Here is a 24,651-nt window from a genome sequence, read left to right on the forward strand (position 1 = left end):
AGGCAGGTTGCCTACGTGTTACTCACCCGTCCGCCGCTAAGTATCAGAGAAGCAAGCTTCTCTTCCACTCCGCTCGACTTGCATGTATTAGGCACGCCGCCAGCGTTCGTCCTGAGCCAGGATCAAACTCTCCATAAAAGTTCGTTTGACTTGCTCAATCTAAAGCTGACATTTATTTAAGTCACTGTCAGTGACTTCTTATTCGCTCGATGTTCAGTTTTCAAAGATCAAACTGCATTCTTCACCACAGATCAAATCGCGGCAACAGAATCATATGTTATCACACAGCCCAGAGTTTTGCAAGCATAAATTTCAACTTTACTTCAACTTGGAATCTGTCAGCCAACCGCCTCTTCAGCGGCCGGACTTATAATATACCAAGATTCAATCCCTTTGACAACAGGTAATAAATTACAATCATTTTCGGTTTAGCAACCGGTGTCCGACCCGATCAATCCAGCGCGGGAACAGATGATAGAATCGTAAAGCAAAACCTGCTGCTGAGGGTAAATTCACTTCTTCTTTTCCTCTTTTAACGGAATTCACAATAGCAGCAGCTACTTGCTCAGGGGTTAAAATCAACCCTTTAACGTTGTCGAAATACCCGCCTTCGGGATCGGCTTTGGTTAAGAACGGCGTAGCAACCGGTCCAGGGTTAATGGTTGTGATCCGCACTCCGGTACCTTTCATCTCTTGACGAAGACCGTTTGAAAATCCCAATACGGCATGTTTCGTAGCAGCATACCCTGCAGCTTTAGCCGTAGCAACCTTGCCTGCAAGTGACGCCACATTGACAATATGCCCGCTTCGTCTAGCTGTCATGCCTGGAAGTACGTTTTTGACACACCGGACTGTTCCCATATAATTAACGTTCATCATATCCTCCATATGATGTACAGGAGCATCCAATACGGTTTCAAAAAAACCGAATCCCGCGTTGTTTACCAAAACATCTATCGGGCCAAACTTCTGTTCGATGAGGGCAAAAACATCCCGTACCTCATCCTCCTTAGTTACATCAAGCCGGAACACCCCGAAGCGCCCTTCCAGCTTTCCTGCCACTTCATGAAGCTGATCCACAGACCTAGCTGTAAGTATCGGAACAGCCCCCTGTCTGCTGAATTCCCGGGCAGTTTCCGCCCCGATGCCGCTGGATGCCCCAGTAATCACTACGATCTTATTATGTAAGTCCACCATCTAACCCTCCCCGTATGCTTAAGCAAAAAGCGGCCGGCCGCTCGGCAGCCCGCCGCTTTAACTATAATGTGGAAAGATTATGCGATCAATACCTGAATGTCGAGTTCACCTATAGTGTCCATGATTAAAGGAATCGTCAATGCCCTCTTAGGTACGAAAGCCGCCGCAGAAGCAGAATGCATCAGCTTCGGTGGAGTGATGTCCACCCGTACTCCTTGATTAAACAACATCGTACTGGCATTTCCGCTGATCATATTGCCAAGCTCGGAAATGGCGCTTTGCGTCATATCGTCCATCTCGGTGATATGATACCCGCCCATCATGGCGGAAACCAGTCTTAACGCGACTTCCTCATGCAATCCGAAAACAATGTCACCGCTCATCTGGCCTGTCATGCCGATTTGGATCCAGACATATTTCTCGACAAACACAACATCCTTGACACCCAATGCCCCGGTAGAAGGACGTATGTTGATGACCTGCTCGATAACAATTCTGGCAGCTTCCAAAAACGGATTAATATACTCAGCCTTCATGAAGACGGCGCCCCTTTTCGACAGGATTCGAACTATTCCCTGTTTCTTGTATAACGTCATTATACTTAATATTTTCCAATAAGTATAGAACTAAAGTTACATTCGCCGCCAAAACATGTGACAAAAGTAATGTCGAACTTTGTTATAAAGGAGCACCTATAACCCTACATCAGCAGAGTTTGATCACGGCCGGGCGGTACTACAGGCACATGCTGATCCGCTTCGGCCTCTCCTTTTGCAATATTCACACGGGTTAGAAGCCCTATGCCGACAATAAAGAACAACAGCAGCGATAGGATTGCAAGACGGGAAGAACCTGTCACCTGAGCCGTTAAGGCGAATACAAAAGGACCCACCATAGCCGAGAATTTACTGGATACGCTTAAAAACCCGAAAAATTCCGCGCTTTGCGACTTCGGTACCATACGGCTGTAAATGGACCTGGCGATTGCCTGGCTGCCTCCCTGCACAAGCCCAACTGTACCGGCCAACAGATAAAAATGAAAGGATGAAGCCATGTTATAGCCTAAAATGACAATGAGCACGTAGATGCCCAAGGAAACATACAGCGAGTTTTTGGAACCGAAACGGTCAGCGATTTTGCCGAACAAATAGGTACAGGGTATGCCCACGAATTGTGTGATAACCAAAGCGGTAATCAAGTCATTCCTGTCTATGCCGATCCCCCGGCCATAGATGGTTGCCATGGAAATGATCGTATTTATGCCGTCATTAAAAAACCAGAAAGCAATCATATATTTCACAAGCTCAGGATAGTGCTTCAACTGCCGGAGTGTCCTGCCGATTCTTCCGAAGCCCTCCTGACCGTACTGTGCCCAAGTCCTTGAAACCGGATGCCGTGCATCCCGAACATGCTTGAACAATGGCAGAGAAAATACAAACCACCATAACGCCACCGTTACAAAAGCGGCTCTTGTCGCGGTCTGCGTATCCGGAAAACCAAAAAACTCCGGCTTCAGCATCATCGCCAAGTTTATAGTGAGCAGAAGCCCTCCGCCGGTATAGCCGATGGCGTAGCCGCGGGATGAGATTCGGTCGCGGTCTTTTGCTTCTACTAAATCAGGCAGCAGCGCATCATAAAACGTGTTTCCCCCCGTATACCCCACGGTTGATAAAATCAGCAGAGCCGAAGCTAAAACATAGTCCCCCGTCCCAACGAAGGCGAAACAACCGCTTGCCGCAATCCCCAGAAAAGAGAACCAGCGTAAAAATAAAGCCTTACGGCCGGACAAATCCGCCACAGCACCAAGCAGCGGCGCAAGCAGCGCAACAATCAGCATGGCGGCGGACTGTGAGTATCCCCAGTAAGCGTCGGCCGTGTTGCCTGGTAAATCTTTTGCCGCCACGTCTTTATAGTAAATCGGAAGCACGGCAGCCACCATGGTGGTGACGAAAGCGGAATTAGCCCAATCGTAAAGTACCCAGCCCCGGACAGCTTTTGGATTCATAGTGAATCCTCCTTTACTTTCACATTTTGACCGCCTTACCTGAAATATGATACTTGTGGTAGCTGTTCGACAACAGCCTGCCTAATCCCTGCGGACTATATATGAAGTTCTTTATAATTATTCAGCTGCTCCATCGTTTCATTACCCGTGGGTTGTGTGATAGATAAGGGTATGCTTGTATACCAAAATTGGAAGCTGTAGGAGGTAAGCCATGTTTAAACGAATCAACAGACTGCAAATCGAACTGCCGCAGCCCGCTTATTCAGACCCAAATGCAGCCGCAGCCGTGCAGGAACTGCTTGGCGGACGTTTCGGAGAGTTGTCCACGTTGAATAATTATATGTTCCAGTCCTTTAACTTCCGGGGTAAAACGAAACTGAAGCCTTTTTATGATCTTGTCGCCAGCATAACAGCTGAGGAATTCGGCCACGTCGAGCTGGTTACCAATGCGATTAATCTTTGCCTTGCCGGTACAACTAACCCTGCTCCGCCGGATGAAACCCCATTAAAGCCGGGCAAGGATGCGAGAAACACCCATCATTTCATCGCCGGGGCACAATCAGGACTCCCCATGAATTCAATGGGCAAACCGTGGGATGGCGATTATGTATTTAACAGCGGCAATCTGATATTGGATTTACTGCACAATTTCTTTTTGGAGTGCGGAGCAAGAACCCATAAAATGCGATGTTATGAACTGACCGACCATCCGGTAGCCAGAGAAATGATCGGTTATCTCCTTGTCCGCGGAGGCGTGCATGTGGTTGCTTATGCCAAGGCTCTTGAAATGGCCACGGGAGTAGATATGACCAAGATGATACCGATACCGAATCTGAGCAATAAATCGTTCGATGCAACACGAAAGTATGAAGAAAGCGGACTTCACCGCAAATTATACCGGTTCAGTGATGAGGATTACCGGGATATCGCCCAAATTTGGAAAGGACCTCATCCGGAAGACGGCCTGCCTTTGGAAGTGGTCGACGGGACACCGGAGGGCGGACCGATCCCCGAATATCCAGATGTTCCGGAGGAATTCGCACCGGGTATCGGACCGGACGAGTTCATGGAAATTGCCAAGCGACTGCAAAAATCTGCAGGGTTGTGAAATCGTAAAAAAACTGCTTTCCGGCTGGGATCATCCCATTGTCGGAAAGCAGTTTCTTTATTCTTCTAGTGATGTCCCCCGTTCCAAAAGCCGACCATGTTCAGCGTCTTTATGCAATCGTTCTAACCAGCTTAATTCGATCTTGGCATGTTCGTAAGCGCCCATCATCAGGTGAAGTACCCCTCGAGGCACTGTCGCAATGTGCTCCTCATATACACTCTTCATATGAAGAATAAACTGTTCCTGCTGTTCAATCCGCTCTCTGAGGATACCGGCGATCTCTTCCTGATTGCCGTGATGCACAAAGGGTAATGCAGCGTAAATCGGGTTACACTTAGGCATTCGTTCGAGAAGCTGTTCCGATAGCAGCCCGTGGAACAAGGCTTTGCCCGCTTCGGTTCTCGCTACAACCCCCAGCATCATCGGAGTCAATACGGTACCCGACTGGCTGGCCGTTCCTTGATAAACGCCCTGAACATAGATCGGAATGTAGGTTGCTGCAGAAATCATAACCGCTCCGTAAAAGAAACTGATCAGCTGACTTGCCGTAAACAACCGTTTGCGGAATAGAACCAGCGGAACAATCGGATCTGCAGCTTTGCTTTCACGGTAGATGAACCCGATAAGCAGCAAAGCAAAGCCGGCAAATAAGCTGATAATCGGGTACCAGTTCCATGCATAATCCTTACCGCCGAGCTCCAGTGCGAACATCAGTCATTATACTCAAACTTGAGTAAAAGCAAACCAAAAACCTCATTGCCCCCTATTGGCGATTGACATATAATAATATTTATAGATTAGTTTACTAATGATAAATATTAGTTTTTTGGAGGGGTAAGAGCGATGAATATCAACCAGCTTGAAACATTAATCACCATTTCGAAGACGATGAGCTTTCGGAAAGCCGGCGAAATTCTTAACTTAACCCAGCCAGCCGTATCGGCCCAGATTAAAAGTTTGGAAGACGAGTTCAAAACCGTTCTTGTTGACCGCAACCAACCGGTTACGCTGACCGATCGAGGGAGAGTATTTTTGGACCATGCGGTACAAATTCTGCAGGTAGTGGAAGAGCTGAAGCAGAAGCTGTCCGATCTGAATCAGATTCCCCAGGGCCACATCCATTTAGGCACCACCACTTCCATTGCGATTCAAATTCTGCCCCGGGTCCTTTCGTATTTCCAAGATCAATTTCCGCTGATCAAGACAACGATACATTCCATGAATTCCTCACAGATTATGAGCAGTGTGGAAAACGGTATCGTGGACTTGGGCATCGGGTACCTTAACGAGAAGTCTCCCGCTTTAGAGACCTCGGTGCTTTATTACGACACGTTCGAACTCGTCGTCTCACCGGAGCACCCGCTGAGCCATCTCAGGCACACCCATGTAGAAAATCTGAAGGATATTCCTTTCATCATGCTTGGCCAGGATACGGCGGGCAGAAGGTTTGCCGACCAGATGTTCCGGAAGTTTTCCATAACGCCTAACGTAGTGATGGAACTCTCCTCCAGTGAAGAAGTGAAACGGATGGTGGAGTTGAATTTGGGCGCCGCCATTATTTCCAAGCTCTCTATCTCGAACGAGCTTCGTCTTGGCACATTAAAGGCGATCCAGGTGAACGAACTGCAAGTGGCTCACCCTGTAGGCATTGTCTACAAATCGGGACGCTACCTGAACTCGGCGATGCAGCAGTTTTTGAGCGACTTGAAAGGGATGCCGGAAACACAGTTTATCGGTTCCGAATGACGAATGAGAACAAAGTCAGGCAGGTAAACTAATGCTCGGAAGGAAACATGAAACGGAGGCGCTCCCCTAATGACCAAATTCGATCTTCATACGCATCATGAACGCTGCGGCCATGCCAAAGGCGAGATACGTGATTATATCGAGTCCGCCATCAAGCATGGACTTCAAGTCATCGGAATATCTGACCACTCTCCCTACTTTGGAAGCGGCGTTGACCGCCCTCACCCGGGGATTACCATGGCCAAAAGCGAATTTCCCAATTACGTAAAGGAAGTATTGAAGCTGAAAGAGGAGTACAAAGGGAAGATCGAGGTATTGCTCGGTGTGGAATCCGACTTTTTTCCCGAGCATATAGAAACCTACAGGAAAGAATATGAGAAATATCCCTTCGATTATATTATCGGTTCGGTCCATCAATCCGGCGGCGTCAGTATTTTCAATAAAAAAAGATGGAACGGACTGCCTCCGAAAGAACAAACTCGGCATAAAGAAGAATACTACAGGCTAATCTCCGAATCTGCCCAAAGCGGCGCTTTTCAGATTCTCGGACATATCGATGCCATGAAAGGCTATTATCCCGCATTTTCCGATATCCAGACCGCTGCGGTGGAACAAACCATCAAGATTCTTGGCGAACACCATATGGCGATTGAAGTAAACACCTCCGGGAAAACAAAAGATGTTGGGGGCTGGTATCCTTCCGATCTGATGCTGGAGATGTGCCTTCATTACGGTGTACATATCACTTTTGGTTCTGATGCTCATGTTCCGGAACGGGTAGGCGACGACTGGAACGAAGTCAGCGTAAAATTGAAGGAGATCGGATTCAAGGAATGGGTGTATTTCCGGAACAAAGAGATGCAATCTGTTCCCTTATAACGAAAACAATAAAATCCCCGGATCAGCTCGCTTATCGGCCTGGCCCGGGGATTTTATCTGAGTATTATTTTTTAAATTCATGTCCTCCGATAACCGCCACGTAGGACAGTCTCTCAAGGAAAGGACTGCGCACTAATGAAGGGTTATAGAAGAAAACCGCTTCCGGCACATAATTCACGCCGTTTAACGCAAGCTGGGCGGCTTCCACGGAGTCTGAGCTTGGCACTTTGCGTTCAATCGATCCGTTTGCTACCACTTCAAACTGGTTATGCGCATAGATGACATCGCGGATCGTATCCGGGAAACGGTTGTCTTCCACACGGTTTAAAACGACATTTGCAACCGCCACTTTCCCTTTCATCGGTTCCCCGCCGGCCTCGGATTCAACCAGCCTTGCCAACAGATACATCTCCTTCATCTTATTCTTCTCTTCCATTGCCCGGGGAATAACGGTACTTAATTGCTGCCCCGATTGTAAAGCGTCGCTAGTCAAACGGTTGCGCTCTTTGAGCAAGCGGACGGGAATGTTAAGCTTGGAGCTGATCTTTGGCAGAGTATCGCCTTTCTGGACTTCATATTTCGGTATATCCTGCAAGTGGACGGCTTGATCCCGTTCCACATATTCGGCCTCTTTATGAAACAGTTCGGCTGCATACCGGACAGGCATATAAGCCCGGTTGTTCCGTAAAATCAGGGGTTTATCCGTAATGTAGAGTTTTCCGTTAAACATCATTTTGTATTGATTTATAGACTGGGCATACCAGTCGCCAGAGGAGGTTTGCACCAGCAGGCGCCTTTTGCCTTGATCCCAGGCAGCCTTGGCTTCTCCATGTTCAACTACAGAACGGATCGGAACATACAGTCGATCTTTATCCATAAAGGCCTCTTTATCATCCATAACAACTTCCTTAACGTCTGTTACTTCCGAATCAGCAGGCTTATCGGCAGTGACATGAACCGGGATGGAAGCCGCCAGGACAATCAGCAGCACAATCATGGGTAATTTTCGAATGGTTCTTCTCTCCTTTTTTAAAGATTTTGTAATAATAACATAGAATATGGATGTTGTGTCGGGCTAAATACTGGAAGTCATTGTTTTTCACACAAAAAAAAGCCGCCTGATCGGCGGCTTGCTGGCCTACGGCGGCCAAAGTATATATACAAAAGGGGGTCTTGCATTTATCTTAACCTGTCAACATTATAGGCGGATGACATGTATATTTCTTTTTCATTACAAATGTCTTGCGAATCCCATTCCGGTCATTGCGAATCCCGTTGTTATTGCGTATAATGCATATACTATTCACAGTTGCGCGGAGGTGCATAAATGTACGATTTCCATCATCATGAACATGTAAAAAAGCAGAGCCGTTCCAAACGAACGCTCTGGATCACACTATTGCTTACTCTATTTTTTACAATTGTAGAGGTCATCGGCGGCCTGGTTTCGAACTCATTGGCTCTATTATCCGATTCCGCCCACATGGTTTCCGATGTCATCGCACTTGGACTAAGCATGACGGCCATCTATATGGCCACACGGCCGCCTAATGCCAAATTTACGTTCGGCTATTTGCGGTTCGAAATCATCGCTTCCTTCCTGAACGGATTAGCCCTGGCTGTTATTGCGATTGGTATTTTCATTGAGGGGATCCGCCGTTTCCTGAATCCGGAAGAAATTGATTTGGGACTTATGCTTACGATTGCGTGCATCGGCTTTACCGTAAACCTGATATTGACCATTGTGCTCAGCCGCAGCATGAAAGAAGAAGAAAATTTAAATGTGAAGAGCGCCTTGTGGCATTTTATAGGGGATTTGTTAAGCTCGATCGGCGTTATTATTTCGGCCATCATCATTTACTTTACCGGTCTGCGGTTCTTTGATCCGTTGATCAGCATGGTGATCGGTGTCATTATTTTTATCGGCGGATACAAAATTATCAGAGAATCCACACTTATTTTAATGGAATCGGTACCTGAGAAATTTGATCTCGATGAGATCCGCGCCTCTCTTGCAGAAGTTGAGGGTGTGGAGGACGTTCATGAAATGCATCTGTGGGCGATTTCGTCAGATCACTACTCTCTTACGGCGCATGTGTTTATCGACGAGAAGATTCAGCCTTTCTGTATTATCCTTGCTATCAACGAAACCTTGAAGAACAAATACGGGATTGACCATTCGACCATTCAAATGGAGCATGCGGGCATACACCCTCATGGTGAGTACGGTAAGGAATTTTTGAAGCAAAAAGAGATAGAAGCTTCGGAAGCGGGGCATTGAGAGAAGACCAAACCGGGTTGATCCCGATTTGGTCTTCTTTTTTGGATTAAGATGATGTCTTTACTGCAGCAACAGGTGCCGGCTGCCGGTTTACAATTACAATTCCGGACACGACCAAGGCCAAGGAAAGCATAATAATGCTGTGGACTTCCTCGCTTAACATCACAGCCGACAGGAATACGCCAAACACCGGGATCAGGAAAAGGTACATAGACACAGTGCCAACCTTGTTGAACTTCATGACGTTGTTCCAAAGCACGAAACCTGCTGCCGACAGAACTGATAGGTATAAAAGCATTAGCAGCGAAGTCAGATTAAATTGGAACGGGACCAGTCCGGCTGCGGTTGCGCCTACTAGAATGAGGGCCATGCCTCCGATAACCATCTGCCAGGACGTCATATAGAGGATGTTCATATGTTTTGCTTCATTTTTGGCTACTACGTTACCGAGCCCGCCAAAGAACATAGCAATCAGCAATAGTAACTCACCCCAACCAAATTGTATGTGCAACCCCTGCTCACTAAATCCGACTGAAAGAATGCCAAGAAAACCCAATAGAATGCCGATCATTTTGCGAAGGGTAAGGGCGTCGTTCTTATACATGAAATGGGCAATCAGGATTTGAAAGAATGACGTTGCTCCTGCAATGATGGACCCCTGAATACCCGTGGAAATACTCATGCCCACATAGAAAAAGACGTATTGTAGAAACGTTTGGAACAGGGCTAATTTAGACAAGCCTTTCCAAGTGCCGCGGGCGTAGCTTACAGGTTGCTTCATTAGAGCCATAAACAGCATGATCAGGATGCCTGCCAATGCGAACCGGTACCCTGCGAACACCATCTGCCCAAACGTATCCGTGCGCACAATATGCAGCTCCGCATAACTTAATTTTACAAACGGAAACGCCGTCCCCCACAGGAATGTCGCTGCCGTTGCCGAACCAATAATGCCTAACGGGTGTGTAAAAAACTTCTCTGCTGTCATGAAAAATTAAACCGCCTTCTAGTCTAGTTGAAAACATACTGTGTTATTGTAGCGAAACTACGCGAGAAAAGAAAGCGGGAAGTGTTGCCGGAGGTGAGGTGTACGGATATAGGCGAAATCAAGAAACCTGCTGCCCCGTGAGTCCTCCACTTCCCATTCAGCCAGCAGGTGATCGAAACTGCCTACAGCCGGCCACCAAACTTTGTCTAAGAACATCACCTCCGCATGGCCATGCTCACCCAGTCTTCTGAGCCGTTCACCAGTGGATTCCGTTATCCAGGTTCCGTAGTGGCGATTAAACCCCATATTTACTCCTCCTTAACTGCTGCATGGAATGAAAACAAAAACCGCCCTCCCCCATAAGGGAGAGAGCGGTGTGCTTCACGCGCTTTGCAGGTATCTTACATACCCAGCCATTTCTTAAACATATGCTTCGTCGTGTCTCCGTTGATCGCAGCGATGGACGTTGTAAGCGGAATGCCTTTCGGGCAGGAACGTACGCAGTTCTGCGAGTTGCCGCAGCCCTCGATGCCGCCGTCTTCCATCAGTGTCTCCAGACGCTCGTCTTTGTTCATCTCACCTGTAGGATGAGCGTTAAACAAACGAACTTGCGAAATCGGGGCAGGACCGATAAACGAGCTGCGGTCGTTTACGTTCGGGCAAGCCTCAAGGCAAACGCCGCAAGTCATGCATTTGGACAGTTCATAAGCCCACTGGCGCTTTGTTTCCGCCATACGGGGACCCGGCCCCAAATCGTACGTACCGTCAATCGGAATCCAAGCTTTAACGCGCTTAAGCGAGTTAAACATGCGCTCACGGTTGATGACAAGGTCGCGCACCACCGGGAACGTACGCATCGGCTCAATGCGGATAGGCTGCTCAAGCTTATCTACAAGTGCAGTACATGCCTGACGCGGCTTGCCGTTGATTACCATAGAGCACGCGCCGCATACTTCCTCCAGACAGTTGGATTCCCAACAAACCGGAGTAGTTTCTTGGCCTGCAGAATTTTTGGGATTCCGTTGAATCTCCATGAAAGCACTGATCACGTTCATATTCGGGCGGTAAGGAATCTCGAACTCTTCCTGATAAGGCTTGGAGTCCGGGCTGTCCTGCCGCGTAACCATAAACTTGACCGTTTTGGATGCTGCTGCTGTTGTTGTTTCAGCCATGATCCTTACTCTCCCTTCTTCTTATCCGTAGAGTAGTCACGTTTACGAGGCGGGATCAACGAAATATCCACATCTTCGTATTCGATGACAGGTCCGTTCGGCGTCCATCTGGCTTTCGTCGTTTTCAGGAAGTTCTCGTCGTCGCGCTCAGGGAATTCCGGCTTATAATGTGCACCGCGGCTCTCGTTACGCTGCAGGGCACCGATTGTCATGACACGGGCCAACTCCAGCATGTTCCACAGCTGGCGGGTAAAAGCTACCCCTTGGTTGTTCCAGCGCGCCGTATCTGTAATATTAATGTTTTTGTAACGCTCCATCAGCTCTACAATTTTGTTGTCGGTTTCCTGGAGAGCTTTGTTATAACGTACTACCGTAACGTTGTTCGTCATCCATTCGCCAAGCTCTTTGTGGATTACGTATGCATTCTCCGTGCCGTTCATGTTCAGAAGACCTTCATATTTGTCGGTCTGCTTCTTGGCTTCGCCGTCGAAAATCGAAGAAGAAACATCTTCCGCATGCTTGTTCAAGCCGCGGATGTACTCGATTGCCTTCGGTCCGGCCACCATGCCGCCGTAGATCGCGGATACGAGAGAGTTCGCCCCCAGACGGTTCGCACCATGCTGTGAATAATCGCACTCGCCAGCTGCGAACAAGCCCGGAATATTGGTCATCTGGTTATAATCTACCCACATGCCGCCCATGGAATAATGAACGGCAGGGAAAATCTTCATTGGAATTTTGCGCGGATCGTCACCCATGAATTTCTCATAGATTTCAATAATTCCGCCCAGCTTCACGTCAAGTTCCTTCGGATCCTTATGAGACAGGTCCAGATATACCATGTTCTCGCCGTTAACGCCCAGCTTCATGTTAACGCAAACGTCAAAAATTTCGCGGGTCGCGATATCACGCGGCACCAGGTTCCCGTAAGCCGGATATTTCTCCTCAAGGAAGTACCAAGGCTTGCCGTCTTTATAAGTCCATACGCGTCCACCCTCACCGCGGGCGGATTCGGACATCAGGCGCAGCTTGTCATCGCCGGGAATGGCCGTCGGGTGAATTTGAATAAACTCCCCGTTGGCATAATAAACGCCTTGCTGATACAGAGCGCTTGCTGCAGTACCCGTGTTGATAACGGAGTTTGTAGATTTACCAAAAATAATTCCAGGGCCGCCTGTAGCCATAATAACGGCATCTGCACGGAACGTGTGCACCTGCATGGTCCGAAGGTCTTGAGCGGAAATCCCGCGGCAGACACCCTCGTCGTCAATGACGGCGGAAAGGAATTCCCAGTGTTCGTATTTATTTACAAGACCTGCTGTTTCCCACCGGCGCACCTGCTCATCCAAAGCGTACAACAGCTGCTGGCCGGTAGTAGCGCCTGCAAACGCCGTACGGTGATGTTTGGTACCGCCGAAACGGCGGAAATCCAACAATCCTTCCGGTGTACGGTTGAACATAACGCCCATCCGGTCCATTAAGTGGATAATGCCCGGCGCAGCCTCGCACATCGCTTTAACAGGAGGCTGATTCGCCAGGAAGTCACCGCCATAAATCGTGTCGTCGAAGTGCTCCCACGGGGAATCACCTTCACCTTTGGTATTTACAGCTCCGTTGATGCCGCCTTGCGCGCAAACGGAGTGGGAACGTTTCACGGGTACTAACGAGAAGAGGTCGACGTGAACGCCGGCTTCAGCCGCTTTAATGGTGGCCATCAAGCCTGCGAGACCGCCGCCTACTACGATAACTCTAGAATTAGCCATTGCTGTTCACTCCTCTTAACCTATCGATTGAATGGAAGATACCGCCGATGCCGTTTCGGCAAAATCGCTGCCGGTGAATGCTAGCAAGGACGTAATAAACATTGCGGATAAAATGACAAACAGGATCATCCATACATAAGAAGACGCTCTTTGAGCTCTTGGTCCGACCGTGATTCCCCAGGCAACGAGGAATGACCACATGCCGTTGGTAAAATGGAATGATGCTGCAACAACACCGATGATGTACAATGCAAGGAAAATCGGATTGGACAAAATACTGTGCATCTGCTCACCCAGCGTTTCGTGCGTTACATTGCCGATAGCCACCTGGAACCGTGTCTCAAACACGTGCCAAATAACGAAGACAAACGTTAGAACGCCGGTTACACGCTGAAGTGTGAACATCAGATTGCGGAAATAACCATAATTGTTAACATTGTTGCGGGACTGATAGGCTACATATAAACCGTACACCCCGTGGTACAGCAACGGCAGCCAAATTCCGAAAATTTCGAGAACCAGCACAAGCGGAAGACCGTTCAGAAATGCAACCAAATCGTTAAAACCTTGTTTGCCGCCTTCTACAGCCGCGAAGTTCGTCAGCATGTGCTCCACAAGAAAGAAGCCCAGCGGAATTACTCCAAGCAAAGAGTGCAGCTTACGGGAATAATAAGAATTTCCTTTCATTAGTAGCGTTCCCCTTTCATCTTACGTCACCGAAGCGTTTTCAAAAGCCAAAATTTATTGTACTGCTACTCGTCCGCATCGTCAATGAAATCCGGTCATTCGTTGTCGAATGAACACGAAAAGTAGGACTGCCGAACTTCGCTTCAACATGGCATACTACCATATTACTCCCTTTTGACTTATAATAAAAATGTTAATTTCTTATTAAAATTAATGTCATTTTGTTATAAAGGAGATCTCATTCACAATGCTGGAAGATTTGGATATATTCGCAATGGTTGTGGAACACGGATCTTTAAACAAGGCATCCCAAGCCCTCAATTTATCCCAGCCTGCTTTGTCCCGGAAGATAGGAAAGCTGGAATCCCAGCTTGGAATCCTGTTGTTTGACCGCGTAGGAAAGCACTTGGAACTTACCAGACTGGGCAGGATCTGTTATGACTATGCTGTGCAGATGCGCAACCTGGAACAGCAAATGCTAAGAGAGATTAACAGTTATCAGACGGGCGGCGGCAGCGTCACGATCGGGGCAAGCCTTACAACACTTCAATCCACTCTTCCTGAACTGATTACGCTCTATACTAAGCATTACCCCGAAACCGATTTGAAAGCCGTAACCGGCAAAACACATGAAATAGTTTCACTGGTTAAGGACCGGAAGGTGGATATAGGCATCATTGCCACCGTGATCGACCACTCCGACCTCCACTGCGACCCTTTGTTCGACGACCATCTGTGCCTTGTGCTTCCCCAGAGCCACGAATATGCCCGCAGAGAGGAGCTGTCGATTGACGATTTAACCGGGCTGCCTTTGATTCTGTTTTCCAAAGGAACATGGTACCGGACGCTCACGGACGATATGTTTCTGAAATACGGCATTCAGCCTGATGTGCGGATGGAAATTGATTCATTCGAAGCCATTACCCGCCTCGTATCTACTTTAAACATCGCCACGCTGCTCCCGCAATCCTACATAGGACAAGGTATCCTAGATAATAACGGCCTGCTGATGCGCAGAATTGAAGTGTTTGAACGGACGGCGAGAACGACCTCCATTATTTACGGTCCCCCTGCGTCCCTGAACGAATCAACCAGGCAATTAATAGAGGCTACCAAGAATTATTATTCTTCCTCCTGAAAAAAGAAACCATCCTGGGCCGTTATACGGGATCAGGATGGTTTGCTGTATCGGTTTGAACTTCAAGTCCCAGCCTGCGTGCGACAAAACCTGCCGTGCTTGCCTGTACTAATATGGTAATTAAAATCGCCATAAACGTTACCGAGGATATAATATCCGTATGTTTCAATCCAAGGCTTGCCACCATACCGGCTAAAGCCGCCGGAATCACTCCCGTTTCCCTTACCCACATCATAAACAACAGCTCTTTCCAGGTCCAGCGTGCCTTTAAGTCAGGCAGAGCGGAAGCAACAACCGTCAAAGGTCTGGCAACAAACATCAGCACGAGCACGACGGCAAGGCTTGGCCAGAAATACTTTCCTAAAATTTCAAAATTCACTTGGCTGCCAAGAAGAACAAAGATCAGCTTTCGCATGATGACCGTAATATTCTCGGAGAAATGAGTCATTTCCGCATGATACTCCTCCATGTTCAGCCTGAAATCCCTTGAATTTCCCCATACCAGTCCGGCAGTAAATGTTGCCATAAAACCGCTGACATGAAGCGTGTCCCCAAGCGTATAAGAGCCAATAGCTGTTACCAGCATGGCGATCGTTGTATAGTGACGGAATAAATTGATTCGCTCGTGAGCAGTGATAAAAGCGATCAAATAAGCCACCACTGCGCCGACCAGAATGCCGCCGACTGCCGTTTTTATAAATTCCCATGCGGAATGGCCTAAGGAAAATCCCTCGCCGCTGCCCACCAGAATGCCAAGTATGGTAAAGGTTAAAATGGAACCTGTAGCATCGTTGAACGCCGACTCGCTTTCCACCGTTTCCCTTACTTTGTCACGGATTTTGACCTGTTTAAAGACAGGAATAATGGAAGCCGGATCCGTAGAGGCAATGATTGAGGCAGCAAGAAGGGCATACAGCCAGTCTATGCCGAACATATAATGTGCCGCTGCACCGACTGCAGCCACTGTGATAAATACTCCTGTGACACTCAACAGGCTGATCGTGACCCATACTTTCCTGAGATTGGCCAGTCTGATATTGCGTCCCCCGTCAAACAAAATAAGCGCAGACCCCAGGGTCAGGATAAACTGGTTCGTAAACGAAGCACCCGCTTCATGGATCAGCTTCAAGCCCGGCCCAAGCAGCATCCCAGCTGCAATAAAAAGCACCACATCAGGCACTTTCAGCAAGGCTGCCAGCTTGCCGGCCAACATGCCCGTAAACAGGACGATGACAAGCAGCAAAAGCACATGATGAATCAGTTCTGTAGTTTCCGTTGCCATGTTAGGAATGCCTCCGTCCAGTTACACGATCTCTTCCAGCTCGAAGCGTTCAATTTCGGCATTGGTTCCGATAATGACCATGATATCTTTTTCATGCAGCACATCGCTTGCCGTCGGAGCAATATTGACCCCATCCATTTTCCGAAGCGCGACAATACTGCAGCCGTACTTGGCCCTCAAATTCAGCTCCTGAAGCGTGACTCCGTGCAGTTTATGAGGCACCTCTAACTCAGCGATGGTGTAATCCTTAGACAGCTCAATAAAATCGAGCAGATTCGGTGAGACGAGCTGATGAGCAACCCGTACCCCCATATCGCGCTCAGGGTAAATAACCCGGTCCACGCCGATTTTCTCCAAAACACGGCCATGCAGCTCGGATTGTGCTTTGGCTACGACTTTCTTCATGCCCAAATCTTTCATTAAAATGGCAGCCATAATGCTCGACTGGATATCGTCCCCGATCGAAACAACCCCGCAGTCGAAGTTCCGGACGCCAAGGCTCCGGAGCACTTCCTCGTCCGTTGCATCGGCTACGACCGCATGAGTCAATATGTCGCTCAGGGCGTCCACAATTTCTTCATCTCTATCAATTCCAAGCACTTCATATCCTTGAATAACAAGCTCTCTGGCAAGAGAAGTGCCGAAGCGGCCCAAGCCAATAATCACAAAAGAATTCATTTTCACGTAAAAAACTCCTATCCGATAATAATTTTCCCTTCCGGGTATCTATAAAGCTCTTTCTCTTTGTTCGGCTGCAGAGCATAGGCCAAAGTCAGCGGACCAAGCCGGCCGGCGAACATCATTAGCATAATCATAATTTTTCCGAATACGGTTAAGTTAGCGGTTAATCCCATGGACAGCCCTACGGTTCCGAAGGCGGAGGTGACCTCAAACAAGATCATCAAAAAGCTGTGATCCTCGGTCGTAGACAGCAGCATCGAAACAAAAACAACCAGGATCAGAGCGATCATCGTAATCGTTAAAGCTTTCAACAGGCGGTCTTTCGCCAGACGGTTACGGAAAAGGACGATGTCCTCTTTGCCGCGGATCATCGAAATGATGCCGCCGACCAGCGTCGTAAACGTAGTTGTCTTGATTCCGCCCCCGGTAGAGCCGGGAGAAGCGCCGATAAACATAAGAATAATAATGAAGAATTGCGTTGCCTGGCGCAGACCAGCGATATCCAGCGTATTTGCTCCGGCCGTGCGGGGCGTGACTGACTGGAAAAAGGCGCTGAGTACTTTCCCCTGAAAGCTAAGCGGGCCCATGGTTTTCGCATTGCTGTATTCAAAAATGAAGATCACCAGTGCGCCGAGGACAATCAGGAAGGCTGACGTACTGAGCACCACTTTCGTATGAAGGGAAAGCTTACGTTTCTGACGGTAATCCATAAGATCGGACATGACAATGAAGCCTATGCCGCCAAGAATGATCAAACACATAGCCACTACGTTCACAACAGGGTCGTTTACATACATAGTCAGGCTGCGGTACTCGCCGAACAAGTCAAAACCGGCATTGTTAAACATGGACACGGCATGCCACATCCCCAAGAACATAGCTTTTCCTAAAGGGTATTCAAACGCCCAGCGGATTGTAAAAATGACAGCCGCTACCGCTTCAATCGTCAAGGAGTAAATAAGTACTTTTCGGATCAGCCGGACAATGCCTTCCATCGAGCTCTGGTTCAGAGCCTCTTGCAGAATAAGGCGCTCTCTAAGTGAGATTTTCTTTTTCAGCATCAACGCGACCAGGGTGGCCATCGTCATGAATCCCAGGCCTCCTACCTGAATTAGCAGCATGATTACAACCTGACCGAAAGTAGAAAAATCCCTCCCGGTGTCCGCCACGACCAACCCAGTAACACAAGTGGCGGAGGTAGCCGTAAACAGGGCATCGAGAAATGAAATCGGTTCATGACCCGGAGCGGCCGACACCGGCAGGGAAAGCAGGATGCCCCCGATCAGAATGATCAGGGCGAATCCCGAAACCAGAATCCTGGGAGGACTCAGTTTCAATAAATCCAATTTGCGCAAATCCATTCACCTCTTCTTAAGATCCAAAACTAACCATAATCGCTACTAAACAAACTTCGCCGGATCTGAATCAACCCGGTCCGCCGATAGGAGCAAATAAAAAAGACATTGGAAATCCAATGCCCAAAGGTATCGTATCCATGCGGCAGAAACGTTACAGAACGCTGGCTGCGGCAAACTCTGAGCCTACGAGGTTAGCTGTCGGATTCGGGCCCCTAAAGCCCTATTCTCCCGCACCATTCTTTGGCTGCAGATGAAATTCACCCCATAATACTATGGTTCCCCCGTTTTCCTGTGGAAATTCGGCTGTTATTCAGTTCAATCCGATTATAATCCTGCCCAATGGGAAGTACAATATCGATTATGGTAGGTTTCCAGTTGCCAGAAGGAGTAACAAGGTAATCTTGCAGCGTAACCAAAGGTTATCTTGGATTCTCTTCAAATATCGCCTGATTTGCTTTCTAATACTCAGGATCTATGGTACGTTAAACAAATATAAAATCAATAAACAGTTAGGAGATCTACCATGAACCGACCTTCATCGGCAGCAGCTTCCGGAGACCGCAACCTCCGCATTTTGGCTCTGGCCGGCTTAATTCTATTTATCTTAACGAACTGGTGGCCCGTTATCACCGGAACATTATCTGAGCAGGATCTGAAAGTTCCCATATCCAAGGAGAAAGCTGCGGAGACGGCCAAACAATTTATACAGAAACAGTACGGTCCAGCCGAAACGCTAAACACCTATGTTTACTATCAGGCTCAAAAAGATGTGATCGGTTACCTCCAGCGGCAAGATCTGTTTGAAGCATATACCGACCGTTGGGTCAAGCGCTACCCGGTAGAGTATTATGCCGTTGAAGTTACGGAACCAGAGTCTAATGTGCGTTATACCGTCAATGTTCACTTGTCTGAAGCAAAAGTAGTGTCATGGAATTCCTCCCTTCCTTCTGAGGGCAGTGAAAGCGGATTGAAAGCCGCGGAGAGTTTTCTCAAAAAGCAAGGATATGCAGCTGACAAGGCTATACTCGACAGGGAAGAAAGCGGAGACGGCGTTTTCACCTTTCTTGTCTCCAAGTTCGACATGGGCGGATCCCGGTTATCATTAGAAGTAAGAACGGATGCATCCGGTGTAATCACCGGGTTTACGCCCTCTTTCACGCTTCCTGCAGAACACACATCCTGGATTGCCAAGCAGGACCGTGCCGCAGCGTGGATGACCTATGCGGGAAATCTCCTCACTGGAGCAATCATGGCTATCGCTGCGATCGTCTATGTCATTATCGGACGAAAGCAGGTGTCCTTTGCCCGCGGGATTTTCCTGACCGCCGTCTATCTAATCGTCAATATGGTTAACAACGCGAATATGTACCCTGCTTATAAGGCAATCCTCGGTTCCGCCGACGCGTCTGGAACCGCGATAGCAAGCGTTATGCTGATACAAAACCTGTTCTTCTTCGGGATGTCCGTCATGCTGTATTTCTCTTTTATTTCCGGTGATCAGCTCTGGCGCCAACGCGGGATCCGTGTGTGGGCCCGTTGGCAGGAAGCCGATTATGGCGAGCATGTGATGACCGCCATGAAGCGGGGGTACCTCATCGGCCTGGTGATTTTAGGCCTGCAGCAGGTGCTGTTTATTGCCGAAGGAAAGGTGTTCCATGTGTGGAGCACGACCGATCCCGTTTCTTCCCCTTACAACATGCTGTGGCTATGGGTCTTTCCGTTTGCTGCGTGGGGCGCGGCCATTGAAGAGGAAGCCGTCTACCGGATGTTCGGGATCGCTTTATTTGCCAAGCTGTTCCGGAACCCGATGGTTGCCGCTGTGCTTCCCACCCTATTCTGGGCATTCGGACACACGCAGTATCCGATTTACCCGACCTACACCCGTGTAATTGAGCTTCTGGTTATCGGTCTGGTCTTCAGTTATGTATTCCTGAAATACGGACTGATCACCGCCATCTTCTCACATGCCGTCATGGACAGCATTCTGATGGGATTGTCCATCCTTCCTTACGGCGGGTTGAATACAATGGCGGGCATAGCTCATCTCGCCATGCCCGCCATCGTTGCTTATGTGATATACCGGCTGCACCGCCGGTTCAGGAAGTCTCCGCCTCAGGAGCTTCCTCAGATGCCGGCTCCTCCTCGCCCCGCAGGGACTTGAGGATTTGAGACGCCAGTTTCTCCCCTATAGACAGAGGCCCGAAATCTTCAATACGGGCCTCTTTAATTTTCTTCAAAGACCCGAAATGTTTGAGCAGCGCCTTCCGGCGTTTCTCACCAACGCCCGGGATCGCATCCAGCTGCGATACAACCATAGACTTCGCACGGGTGTCCCTGTGGAACGAAATCGCAAAGCGATGGACTTCGTCTTGTATTCGCTGCAGCAGGTAGAACTCCTGGCTGTCGCGCGGCAGCGGAACGACCTCTGCCGGATCTCCAATCATCAGCTGGGCCGTCTTATGCTTAACGTCTTTCACCAAACCGCAGACAGGAATGTCAAATAATCCAAGCTCGTTCTCCAATACATCCAGCGCTGCCGAAATCTGACCTTTGCCGCCGTCCACTACAATCAGGTCTGGCCGCGTCAGATTCTCCTTCAGCACCCGTTCGTACCTGCGCCGGATCACTTCCCGCATCGTCTCGTAATCATCCGGTCCTTGGACCGTCTTGACCTTGTACTTACGGTATTCCTTCTTGTCCGGCTTGCCGTCGATAAAAACGACCATCGCGGAAACCGGGTCCGATCCCTGGATATTCGAGTTATCGAACGCTTCGATGCGCCGGATCGGCCCCAAGCCCAGCCAGTCGCCGAGATTCTCTACGGCCTTGACCGTGCGCTGCTCGTCGCGCTCGATCAGGCGGAACTTCTCGGCCAGGGACACCTTGGCGTTATCTATCGCCATATCCACCGCCTGCTTCTTCAAGCCGCGCTGAGGGATATGCACCTTCACCTTCAGCCAGCTCTCCAGCGCTTCCTTGACGTCGGCGCTTCCCTGCTCCGCTTCGGCGGCTGCTGTGCCGCCCGCTTCAGCTTCGGAAGCGGCGTCGCCGTAATCCGTGTCGCCGGCCGCGTCCAGTGCGGCGGCCAGCCGTGCCGCGGTCGGCTTCTCCGTGCCGGCCGCTTCCGCCGCAGGCGCCGCTGCCTGGCCTTCCAAAGGCCGCGGCGGCAGGAAAATCTGGCGGGGCAGCGCCGGATTGTCGCTGTAATACTGCGTCACAAACGACGTGAAATCGTCGTACTCTTCCCCGTAATAAGGGAACGTCGAGGCGTGGCGCTCGATCATTTTGCCTTGGCGCATGTACAGAATCTGTACGCACATCCAGCCTTTGTCGACCGCATAGCCGAACACGTCCCGGTCTACAGCATCGTTCATCGTAATCTTCTGCTTTTCCATTACCGCATCGATGTGCTGGATCTGATCGCGCATTTCCTTCGCCCGCTCAAAGTTCAGTTCTTCGGCGGCCTCCTGCATTTTGCGGGTAAGATCGTCCTTGATGTCCGTATGGCCACCATTCAAGAAGCGGTGAATTTCGTTCACCATCTCCTCGTACTGCTCCGGGGCCACCTCAAATTCGCAGGGCGCCACGCATTGGCCGATATGATAATACAAGCAAACCCGGTCGGGCAATGTCTTGCATTTACGCAAAGGATATAGGCGGTCCAGCAGCTTCTTCGTCTCCTGTGCCGCAAAAGCGTTCGGATAAGGGCCGAAATACTTGCCTTTATCTTTGATCACTTTACGCGTCACTTCAAGCTTGGGGTGCTTCTCGTTTGTTATTTTGATGTAAGGAAAAGACTTGTCGTCCTTCAGCAGCACATTGTACCGCGGATTGTACTTCTTAATCAGGTTGCACTCCAGAATGAGTGACTCCATGTTGCTTGATGTGACGATATATTCAAAATCACGGATTTCGGAAACGAGCTTTGCCGTCTTGCCGTCATGGCTGCCTCTGAAATAAGAGCGCACCCGGTTCTTCAGCACCTTGGCCTTTCCGACATAAATTACTGTGCCTTCCCGGTTTTTCATCAGATAGCAGCCCGGCTTGTCAGGCAGCAGAGCCAGCTTATGATTAATCGCCTCCATAACAGCAGACCGGCTGATCGTTTCCCCCGTTACCTCTTCGTTCATCTTTCCATTCACCTCTCCAGCGGGTCAAGAACGTATATTCCTATTGTATCACAAAATAGCAAGCGCCGCGGGATTCTCCACACCCCCGAATTCATGGAAAAACCGCCGGGCTTGAGGCCGGGCGGCTGCGATTAGGACACGGTGGATTTTCTTAAAAGGCGAAAAGTTGAAGCAGCGTAAATCAACGAGAGTACAAACAGCATCGATGCGAGCTGCCCGGCTGAATAGGATGAAAGCCAATCGCCTATGCCTCCCCACCATCCCTCGTTCGAGATGATAAAGGTAATTATGCCGATTATTACGGCAAGAACAGCCAGAAAAAGGGTGAGCGCCATGCCTCCGTACCTTCTTTGGAAACTTGAAATGAAGAAGCCGCTTAAAAAGAAGTTCGTCATCAGGACAAAAAAGATCCAAACTTGCTCCAACAGTCCTCCCTCGTTCAAATAGGGAAAGTGGTAAAAATGAAGATCCACACCCCACCCCGAAGTGCCTTGCTCGATCGAAGAAAGCACAAGCAGCCCCACAGAAGCGATCAAGCCTGAAATGGCCGCCATCAGCATGGTCCCGTTGAAATAATCCCTTCTCGAAACACTGAGGCCCAGCGCAAAAGAAAACGTCTGCGAAACGACAATCATACCCGTAACCATCATGTAGATATACATAGAGGCCACGCCTCCTGTTGTTACCGGCTCATCAACAAAGGCTGCGATAACCAGATTGACGGAAAAACTAAACAGCATAATAATCCACGGAAGATAGAACCAGCTTAGTTTATCCTTGGCATGCATTCGAAAAATGGCGTACGTACGGTTCATACCGGATCTGCCTCCTTTTGCTTGGCGGGATTGCCTGTAATCTGCCCTTTCCCTATCCCTATTCCACTGCCATTGCCATTGCCGTTTGTCAAATGTACGATCAGCTGCTGCAAAGATACAGGGGATAAATCCAGGCCCATTGCTTCGGCTGCTTTGCGTTCCTCCGGCGACCACTCACCCAGCACAGATGCTTTCAACATGCCGCCGAATCCTTCACTGTGAATGACCTCTTTGCCTTCCGTAAAACCTGTTACTGCCGCTTTTTTGCCGACAACGCTGAAAGCCCTGCCCCTTAACGCTTCTGCCTCTTCATCCAGCAGAATTTTCCCTTGATCGATCACAATGACATGCTCCAGCATCTGGCTTACTTCATCAATCAGGTGGGTAGACAATACAATGGTCCTCGGATGCTCTGCATAATCTTCCAGCAACCGGTCATAGAACATGCTTCTTGCTACCGCGTCCAGACCCAGATAGGGTTCGTCGAAAATGGTAAGAGGCGCCCTGCTTGCTAATCCCACGATAATGCCTACGGACGAGAGCATCCCTCTGGAAAGCTTCTTCATTCTCCGGTCCAGCGGGAGCCGGAAATCCTCCAGAAGCCGGCTGGCAAACGCCGAGTCCCAATGGGGAAACAGGTCTGCAGCTGCACTCAGTACTTGGGATACCGTGAACTGATCAGGATATTTCTGGCTCTCCTTAATAAAACAAATCCGATTTAACACCCGGTTGTTCTCATAGGGAGCTTCCCCGAACACATGGAGATGGCCTTCCGTCGGAAACAGTTGGGCCGTAATCAGATGCATCACCGTTGTTTTGCCTGCTCCGTTTCGGCCCAGGAGCCCGTATATTTTATTTTCCTGCAAGTGGAACGAAACTTGGTCCAGCGCCGTTACCTTGCCGTATTTCTTTGTTAACTTCAATACCTCCACTACATTAGCCATCTGTTCCCGCCCCTTTCCGGATCATGTCCGTCACCTGTTCTACTGTGATGCCCAGCTTCTCCGCCTCGCGCAGCATGGTAACAAGGTACTGGTCGTAAAATTGTTCTTTGCGCTTCTCCACTAATACCGCTTTCGCCCCGGATGCCACGAACATGCCGATCCCCCGCTTCTTGTATAAAATCCCTTGATCCACTAACAAATTCACGCCCTTCGCCGCTGTAGCAGGATTTATCTGATAAAAAGAAGCAAACTGGTTCGTCGACGGAACTTGCGTTTCTTCCGGCAATCCGCCGTCTATAATGTCATCCTCAATCCTCTCCGCAATCTGCATAAAGATCGGCTTGCTGTCATCGATTCCTGAACCCACTCGACTCACCACCATGTTGGTTAGTTACTCATGTAACTAACTATATAACTGATTTACTGGACTGTCAACTCTTTTTAGATAAATGGGCTTGCTGAATAGGTGAAGGCCCG

At 49.1% G+C, this 24,651-nt stretch carries 23 protein-coding genes, 1 rRNA gene and 1 riboswitch; of the genes, 6 read left to right on the top strand and 18 right to left on the bottom strand.

Annotated features, from left to right (window positions below):
* The 4 genes from ACFSUF_RS00205 to ACFSUF_RS00220 all read right to left on the bottom strand — a co-directional run.
* Positions 1-138, bottom strand: a 16S ribosomal RNA gene (locus tag ACFSUF_RS00205); the annotation flags it as partial.
* A 279-nt stretch (positions 139-417) separates the two neighbouring features.
* Positions 418-1,197 carry an SDR family NAD(P)-dependent oxidoreductase gene (locus ACFSUF_RS00210; protein ID WP_377598949.1) on the bottom strand — a complete coding sequence of 260 codons (780 nt, stop codon included), beginning with the start codon at positions 1,195-1,197 and terminating at the stop codon, positions 418-420.
* Between the two features lie 77 nt (positions 1,198-1,274).
* A complete protein-coding gene (locus tag ACFSUF_RS00215; RefSeq protein ID WP_377598951.1) occupies positions 1,275-1,733 on the bottom strand; it encodes a chemotaxis protein CheX in 459 nt (152 codons plus the stop codon).
* 164 nt (positions 1,734-1,897) lie between these two features.
* Positions 1,898-3,202, bottom strand: a complete 1,305-nt coding sequence (locus tag ACFSUF_RS00220; protein ID WP_377598952.1) for an MFS transporter — start codon at positions 3,200-3,202, stop codon at positions 1,898-1,900.
* 211 nt (positions 3,203-3,413) lie between these two features.
* Between ACFSUF_RS00220 and ACFSUF_RS00225 the strand changes: the two genes are divergently transcribed.
* On the top strand, positions 3,414-4,310 hold the full coding sequence (locus ACFSUF_RS00225; protein WP_377598954.1) for a manganese catalase family protein: 897 nt from the start codon (positions 3,414-3,416) through the stop codon (positions 4,308-4,310).
* Positions 4,311-4,367: 57 nt separating this feature from the next.
* Here ACFSUF_RS00225 and ACFSUF_RS00230 read toward each other — a convergent pair whose 3' ends face one another.
* Positions 4,368-5,021, bottom strand: coding sequence for a hypothetical protein (locus tag ACFSUF_RS00230; RefSeq protein ID WP_377598956.1), 654 nt, complete (start codon positions 5,019-5,021; stop codon positions 4,368-4,370).
* A gap of 132 nt (positions 5,022-5,153) precedes the next feature.
* Between ACFSUF_RS00230 and ACFSUF_RS00235 the strand changes: the two genes are divergently transcribed.
* On the top strand, positions 5,154-6,056 hold the full coding sequence (locus ACFSUF_RS00235) for a LysR family transcriptional regulator (protein ID WP_377598957.1): 903 nt from the start codon (positions 5,154-5,156) through the stop codon (positions 6,054-6,056).
* A 69-nt stretch (positions 6,057-6,125) separates the two neighbouring features.
* Entirely contained in the window at positions 6,126-6,935 is an 810-nt protein-coding gene (locus tag ACFSUF_RS00240; RefSeq protein ID WP_377598959.1) for a histidinol-phosphatase, read from the top strand.
* 64 nt (positions 6,936-6,999) lie between these two features.
* Here the strand turns inward: ACFSUF_RS00240 and ACFSUF_RS00245 are convergent, their stop codons facing one another.
* Positions 7,000-7,932, bottom strand: coding sequence for a cell wall hydrolase (locus ACFSUF_RS00245; protein ID WP_377598961.1), 933 nt, complete (start codon positions 7,930-7,932; stop codon positions 7,000-7,002).
* A gap of 330 nt (positions 7,933-8,262) precedes the next feature.
* On the opposite strand from ACFSUF_RS00245, the gene ACFSUF_RS00250 reads away from it, so the two are divergent.
* On the top strand, positions 8,263-9,216 hold the full coding sequence (locus ACFSUF_RS00250) for a cation diffusion facilitator family transporter (protein ID WP_377598963.1): 954 nt from the start codon (positions 8,263-8,265) through the stop codon (positions 9,214-9,216).
* Positions 9,217-9,262: 46 nt separating this feature from the next.
* Here the strand turns inward: ACFSUF_RS00250 and ACFSUF_RS00255 are convergent, their stop codons facing one another.
* The 5 genes from ACFSUF_RS00255 to ACFSUF_RS00275 all read right to left on the bottom strand — a co-directional run bounded on the left by ACFSUF_RS00255 (position 9,263) and on the right by ACFSUF_RS00275 (position 13,826).
* The gene (locus tag ACFSUF_RS00255; protein WP_377598965.1) at positions 9,263-10,204 is read right to left on the bottom strand and encodes a DMT family transporter; all 942 of its coding nucleotides are present in this window, start codon (positions 10,202-10,204) and stop codon (positions 9,263-9,265) included.
* Positions 10,205-10,261: 57 nt separating this feature from the next.
* Positions 10,262-10,510 (bottom strand): hypothetical protein, encoded by a 249-nt coding sequence (locus tag ACFSUF_RS00260; protein WP_377598967.1) that lies wholly within the window; start codon positions 10,508-10,510, stop codon positions 10,262-10,264.
* A gap of 95 nt (positions 10,511-10,605) precedes the next feature.
* Entirely contained in the window at positions 10,606-11,376 is a 771-nt protein-coding gene (gene sdhB / locus ACFSUF_RS00265) for a succinate dehydrogenase iron-sulfur subunit (RefSeq protein ID WP_377598969.1), read from the bottom strand.
* A gap of 5 nt (positions 11,377-11,381) precedes the next feature.
* Positions 11,382-13,139 carry a succinate dehydrogenase flavoprotein subunit gene (gene sdhA / locus ACFSUF_RS00270; RefSeq protein ID WP_377598971.1) on the bottom strand — a complete coding sequence of 586 codons (1,758 nt, stop codon included), beginning with the start codon at positions 13,137-13,139 and terminating at the stop codon, positions 11,382-11,384.
* Between the two features lie 15 nt (positions 13,140-13,154).
* A complete protein-coding gene (locus ACFSUF_RS00275; RefSeq protein WP_377598973.1) occupies positions 13,155-13,826 on the bottom strand; it encodes a succinate dehydrogenase cytochrome b558 subunit in 672 nt (223 codons plus the stop codon).
* 247 nt (positions 13,827-14,073) lie between these two features.
* On the opposite strand from ACFSUF_RS00275, the gene ACFSUF_RS00280 reads away from it, so the two are divergent.
* Positions 14,074-14,964, top strand: coding sequence for a LysR substrate-binding domain-containing protein (locus ACFSUF_RS00280; protein WP_377598975.1), 891 nt, complete (start codon positions 14,074-14,076; stop codon positions 14,962-14,964).
* A 22-nt stretch (positions 14,965-14,986) separates the two neighbouring features.
* Here ACFSUF_RS00280 and ACFSUF_RS00285 read toward each other — a convergent pair whose 3' ends face one another.
* The 3 genes from ACFSUF_RS00285 to ACFSUF_RS00295 are packed head-to-tail and all read right to left on the bottom strand — an operon-like array spanning position 14,987 to position 18,288.
* Entirely contained in the window at positions 14,987-16,246 is a 1,260-nt protein-coding gene (locus ACFSUF_RS00285; RefSeq protein WP_377598977.1) for a cation:proton antiporter, read from the bottom strand.
* 21 nt (positions 16,247-16,267) lie between these two features.
* Positions 16,268-16,924 carry a potassium channel family protein gene (locus ACFSUF_RS00290; protein WP_377600183.1) on the bottom strand — a complete coding sequence of 219 codons (657 nt, stop codon included), beginning with the start codon at positions 16,922-16,924 and terminating at the stop codon, positions 16,268-16,270.
* Between the two features lie 17 nt (positions 16,925-16,941).
* Positions 16,942-18,288 (bottom strand): TrkH family potassium uptake protein, encoded by a 1,347-nt coding sequence (locus ACFSUF_RS00295; RefSeq protein ID WP_377598979.1) that lies wholly within the window; start codon positions 18,286-18,288, stop codon positions 16,942-16,944.
* A gap of 163 nt (positions 18,289-18,451) precedes the next feature.
* Positions 18,452-18,600: riboswitch (cyclic di-AMP (ydaO/yuaA leader) on the bottom strand.
* Positions 18,601-18,808: 208 nt separating this feature from the next.
* Here ACFSUF_RS00295 and ACFSUF_RS00300 point away from each other — a divergent pair.
* Complete coding sequence (locus ACFSUF_RS00300; protein WP_377598981.1) at positions 18,809-20,446, top strand: CPBP family intramembrane glutamic endopeptidase; 1,638 nt, start codon at positions 18,809-18,811, stop codon at positions 20,444-20,446.
* Here the strand turns inward: ACFSUF_RS00300 and uvrC are convergent.
* From uvrC to ACFSUF_RS00320, 4 genes are all read right to left on the bottom strand, one after another.
* Positions 20,382-22,415 (bottom strand): excinuclease ABC subunit UvrC, encoded by a 2,034-nt coding sequence (uvrC, locus tag ACFSUF_RS00305; protein WP_377598983.1) that lies wholly within the window; start codon positions 22,413-22,415, stop codon positions 20,382-20,384. The genes ACFSUF_RS00300 and uvrC overlap by 65 nt on opposite strands.
* Positions 22,416-22,546: 131 nt before the next feature.
* Positions 22,547-23,230, bottom strand: coding sequence for a hypothetical protein (locus ACFSUF_RS00310; protein ID WP_377598985.1), 684 nt, complete (start codon positions 23,228-23,230; stop codon positions 22,547-22,549).
* Positions 23,227-24,174 carry an ABC transporter ATP-binding protein gene (locus ACFSUF_RS00315; protein WP_377598986.1) on the bottom strand — a complete coding sequence of 316 codons (948 nt, stop codon included), beginning with the start codon at positions 24,172-24,174 and terminating at the stop codon, positions 23,227-23,229. The genes ACFSUF_RS00310 and ACFSUF_RS00315 overlap by 4 nt, the downstream gene beginning before the upstream one ends.
* Positions 24,167-24,556 carry a GntR family transcriptional regulator gene (locus ACFSUF_RS00320; RefSeq protein ID WP_377598989.1) on the bottom strand — a complete coding sequence of 130 codons (390 nt, stop codon included), beginning with the start codon at positions 24,554-24,556 and terminating at the stop codon, positions 24,167-24,169. Before ACFSUF_RS00320 ends, ACFSUF_RS00315 begins: the two co-directional genes overlap by 8 nt.
* Positions 24,557-24,651 lie beyond the last annotated feature (95 nt).

Origin of the sequence: Paenibacillus gansuensis (genome assembly GCF_042684925.1) — a bacterium.
Taxonomy (GTDB): Bacteria; Bacillota; Bacilli; order Paenibacillales; family DY6; genus Paenibacillus_N; species Paenibacillus_N gansuensis.

Excerpts from the sequence above, each read along its gene's own strand:
- ACFSUF_RS00210 (WP_377598949.1), bottom strand. The coding sequence starts at position 1,197 with ATGGTGGACTTACATAATAAGATCGTAGTGATTACTGGGGCATCCAGC.
- ACFSUF_RS00215 (WP_377598951.1), bottom strand. The coding sequence starts at position 1,733 with ATGAAGGCTGAGTATATTAATCCGTTTTTGGAAGCTGCCAGAATTGTT.
- ACFSUF_RS00220 (WP_377598952.1), bottom strand. The coding sequence starts at position 3,202 with ATGAATCCAAAAGCTGTCCGGGGCTGGGTACTTTACGATTGGGCTAAT.
- ACFSUF_RS00225 (WP_377598954.1), top strand. The coding sequence starts at position 3,414 with ATGTTTAAACGAATCAACAGACTGCAAATCGAACTGCCGCAGCCCGCT.
- ACFSUF_RS00230 (WP_377598956.1), bottom strand. The coding sequence starts at position 5,021 with ATGTTCGCACTGGAGCTCGGCGGTAAGGATTATGCATGGAACTGGTAC.
- ACFSUF_RS00235 (WP_377598957.1), top strand. The coding sequence starts at position 5,154 with ATGAATATCAACCAGCTTGAAACATTAATCACCATTTCGAAGACGATG.
- ACFSUF_RS00240 (WP_377598959.1), top strand. The coding sequence starts at position 6,126 with ATGACCAAATTCGATCTTCATACGCATCATGAACGCTGCGGCCATGCC.
- ACFSUF_RS00245 (WP_377598961.1), bottom strand. The coding sequence starts at position 7,932 with ATGATTGTGCTGCTGATTGTCCTGGCGGCTTCCATCCCGGTTCATGTC.
- ACFSUF_RS00250 (WP_377598963.1), top strand. The coding sequence starts at position 8,263 with ATGTACGATTTCCATCATCATGAACATGTAAAAAAGCAGAGCCGTTCC.
- ACFSUF_RS00255 (WP_377598965.1), bottom strand. The coding sequence starts at position 10,204 with ATGACAGCAGAGAAGTTTTTTACACACCCGTTAGGCATTATTGGTTCG.
- ACFSUF_RS00260 (WP_377598967.1), bottom strand. The coding sequence starts at position 10,510 with ATGGGGTTTAATCGCCACTACGGAACCTGGATAACGGAATCCACTGGT.
- sdhB (WP_377598969.1), bottom strand. The coding sequence starts at position 11,376 with ATGGCTGAAACAACAACAGCAGCAGCATCCAAAACGGTCAAGTTTATG.
- sdhA (WP_377598971.1), bottom strand. The coding sequence starts at position 13,139 with ATGGCTAATTCTAGAGTTATCGTAGTAGGCGGCGGTCTCGCAGGCTTG.
- ACFSUF_RS00275 (WP_377598973.1), bottom strand. The coding sequence starts at position 13,826 with ATGAAAGGAAATTCTTATTATTCCCGTAAGCTGCACTCTTTGCTTGGA.
- ACFSUF_RS00280 (WP_377598975.1), top strand. The coding sequence starts at position 14,074 with ATGCTGGAAGATTTGGATATATTCGCAATGGTTGTGGAACACGGATCT.
- ACFSUF_RS00285 (WP_377598977.1), bottom strand. The coding sequence starts at position 16,246 with ATGGCAACGGAAACTACAGAACTGATTCATCATGTGCTTTTGCTGCTT.
- ACFSUF_RS00290 (WP_377600183.1), bottom strand. The coding sequence starts at position 16,924 with ATGAATTCTTTTGTGATTATTGGCTTGGGCCGCTTCGGCACTTCTCTT.
- ACFSUF_RS00295 (WP_377598979.1), bottom strand. The coding sequence starts at position 18,288 with ATGGATTTGCGCAAATTGGATTTATTGAAACTGAGTCCTCCCAGGATT.
- ACFSUF_RS00300 (WP_377598981.1), top strand. The coding sequence starts at position 18,809 with ATGAACCGACCTTCATCGGCAGCAGCTTCCGGAGACCGCAACCTCCGC.
- uvrC (WP_377598983.1), bottom strand. The coding sequence starts at position 22,415 with ATGAACGAAGAGGTAACGGGGGAAACGATCAGCCGGTCTGCTGTTATG.
- ACFSUF_RS00310 (WP_377598985.1), bottom strand. The coding sequence starts at position 23,230 with ATGAACCGTACGTACGCCATTTTTCGAATGCATGCCAAGGATAAACTA.
- ACFSUF_RS00315 (WP_377598986.1), bottom strand. The coding sequence starts at position 24,174 with ATGGCTAATGTAGTGGAGGTATTGAAGTTAACAAAGAAATACGGCAAG.
- ACFSUF_RS00320 (WP_377598989.1), bottom strand. The coding sequence starts at position 24,556 with ATGGTGGTGAGTCGAGTGGGTTCAGGAATCGATGACAGCAAGCCGATC.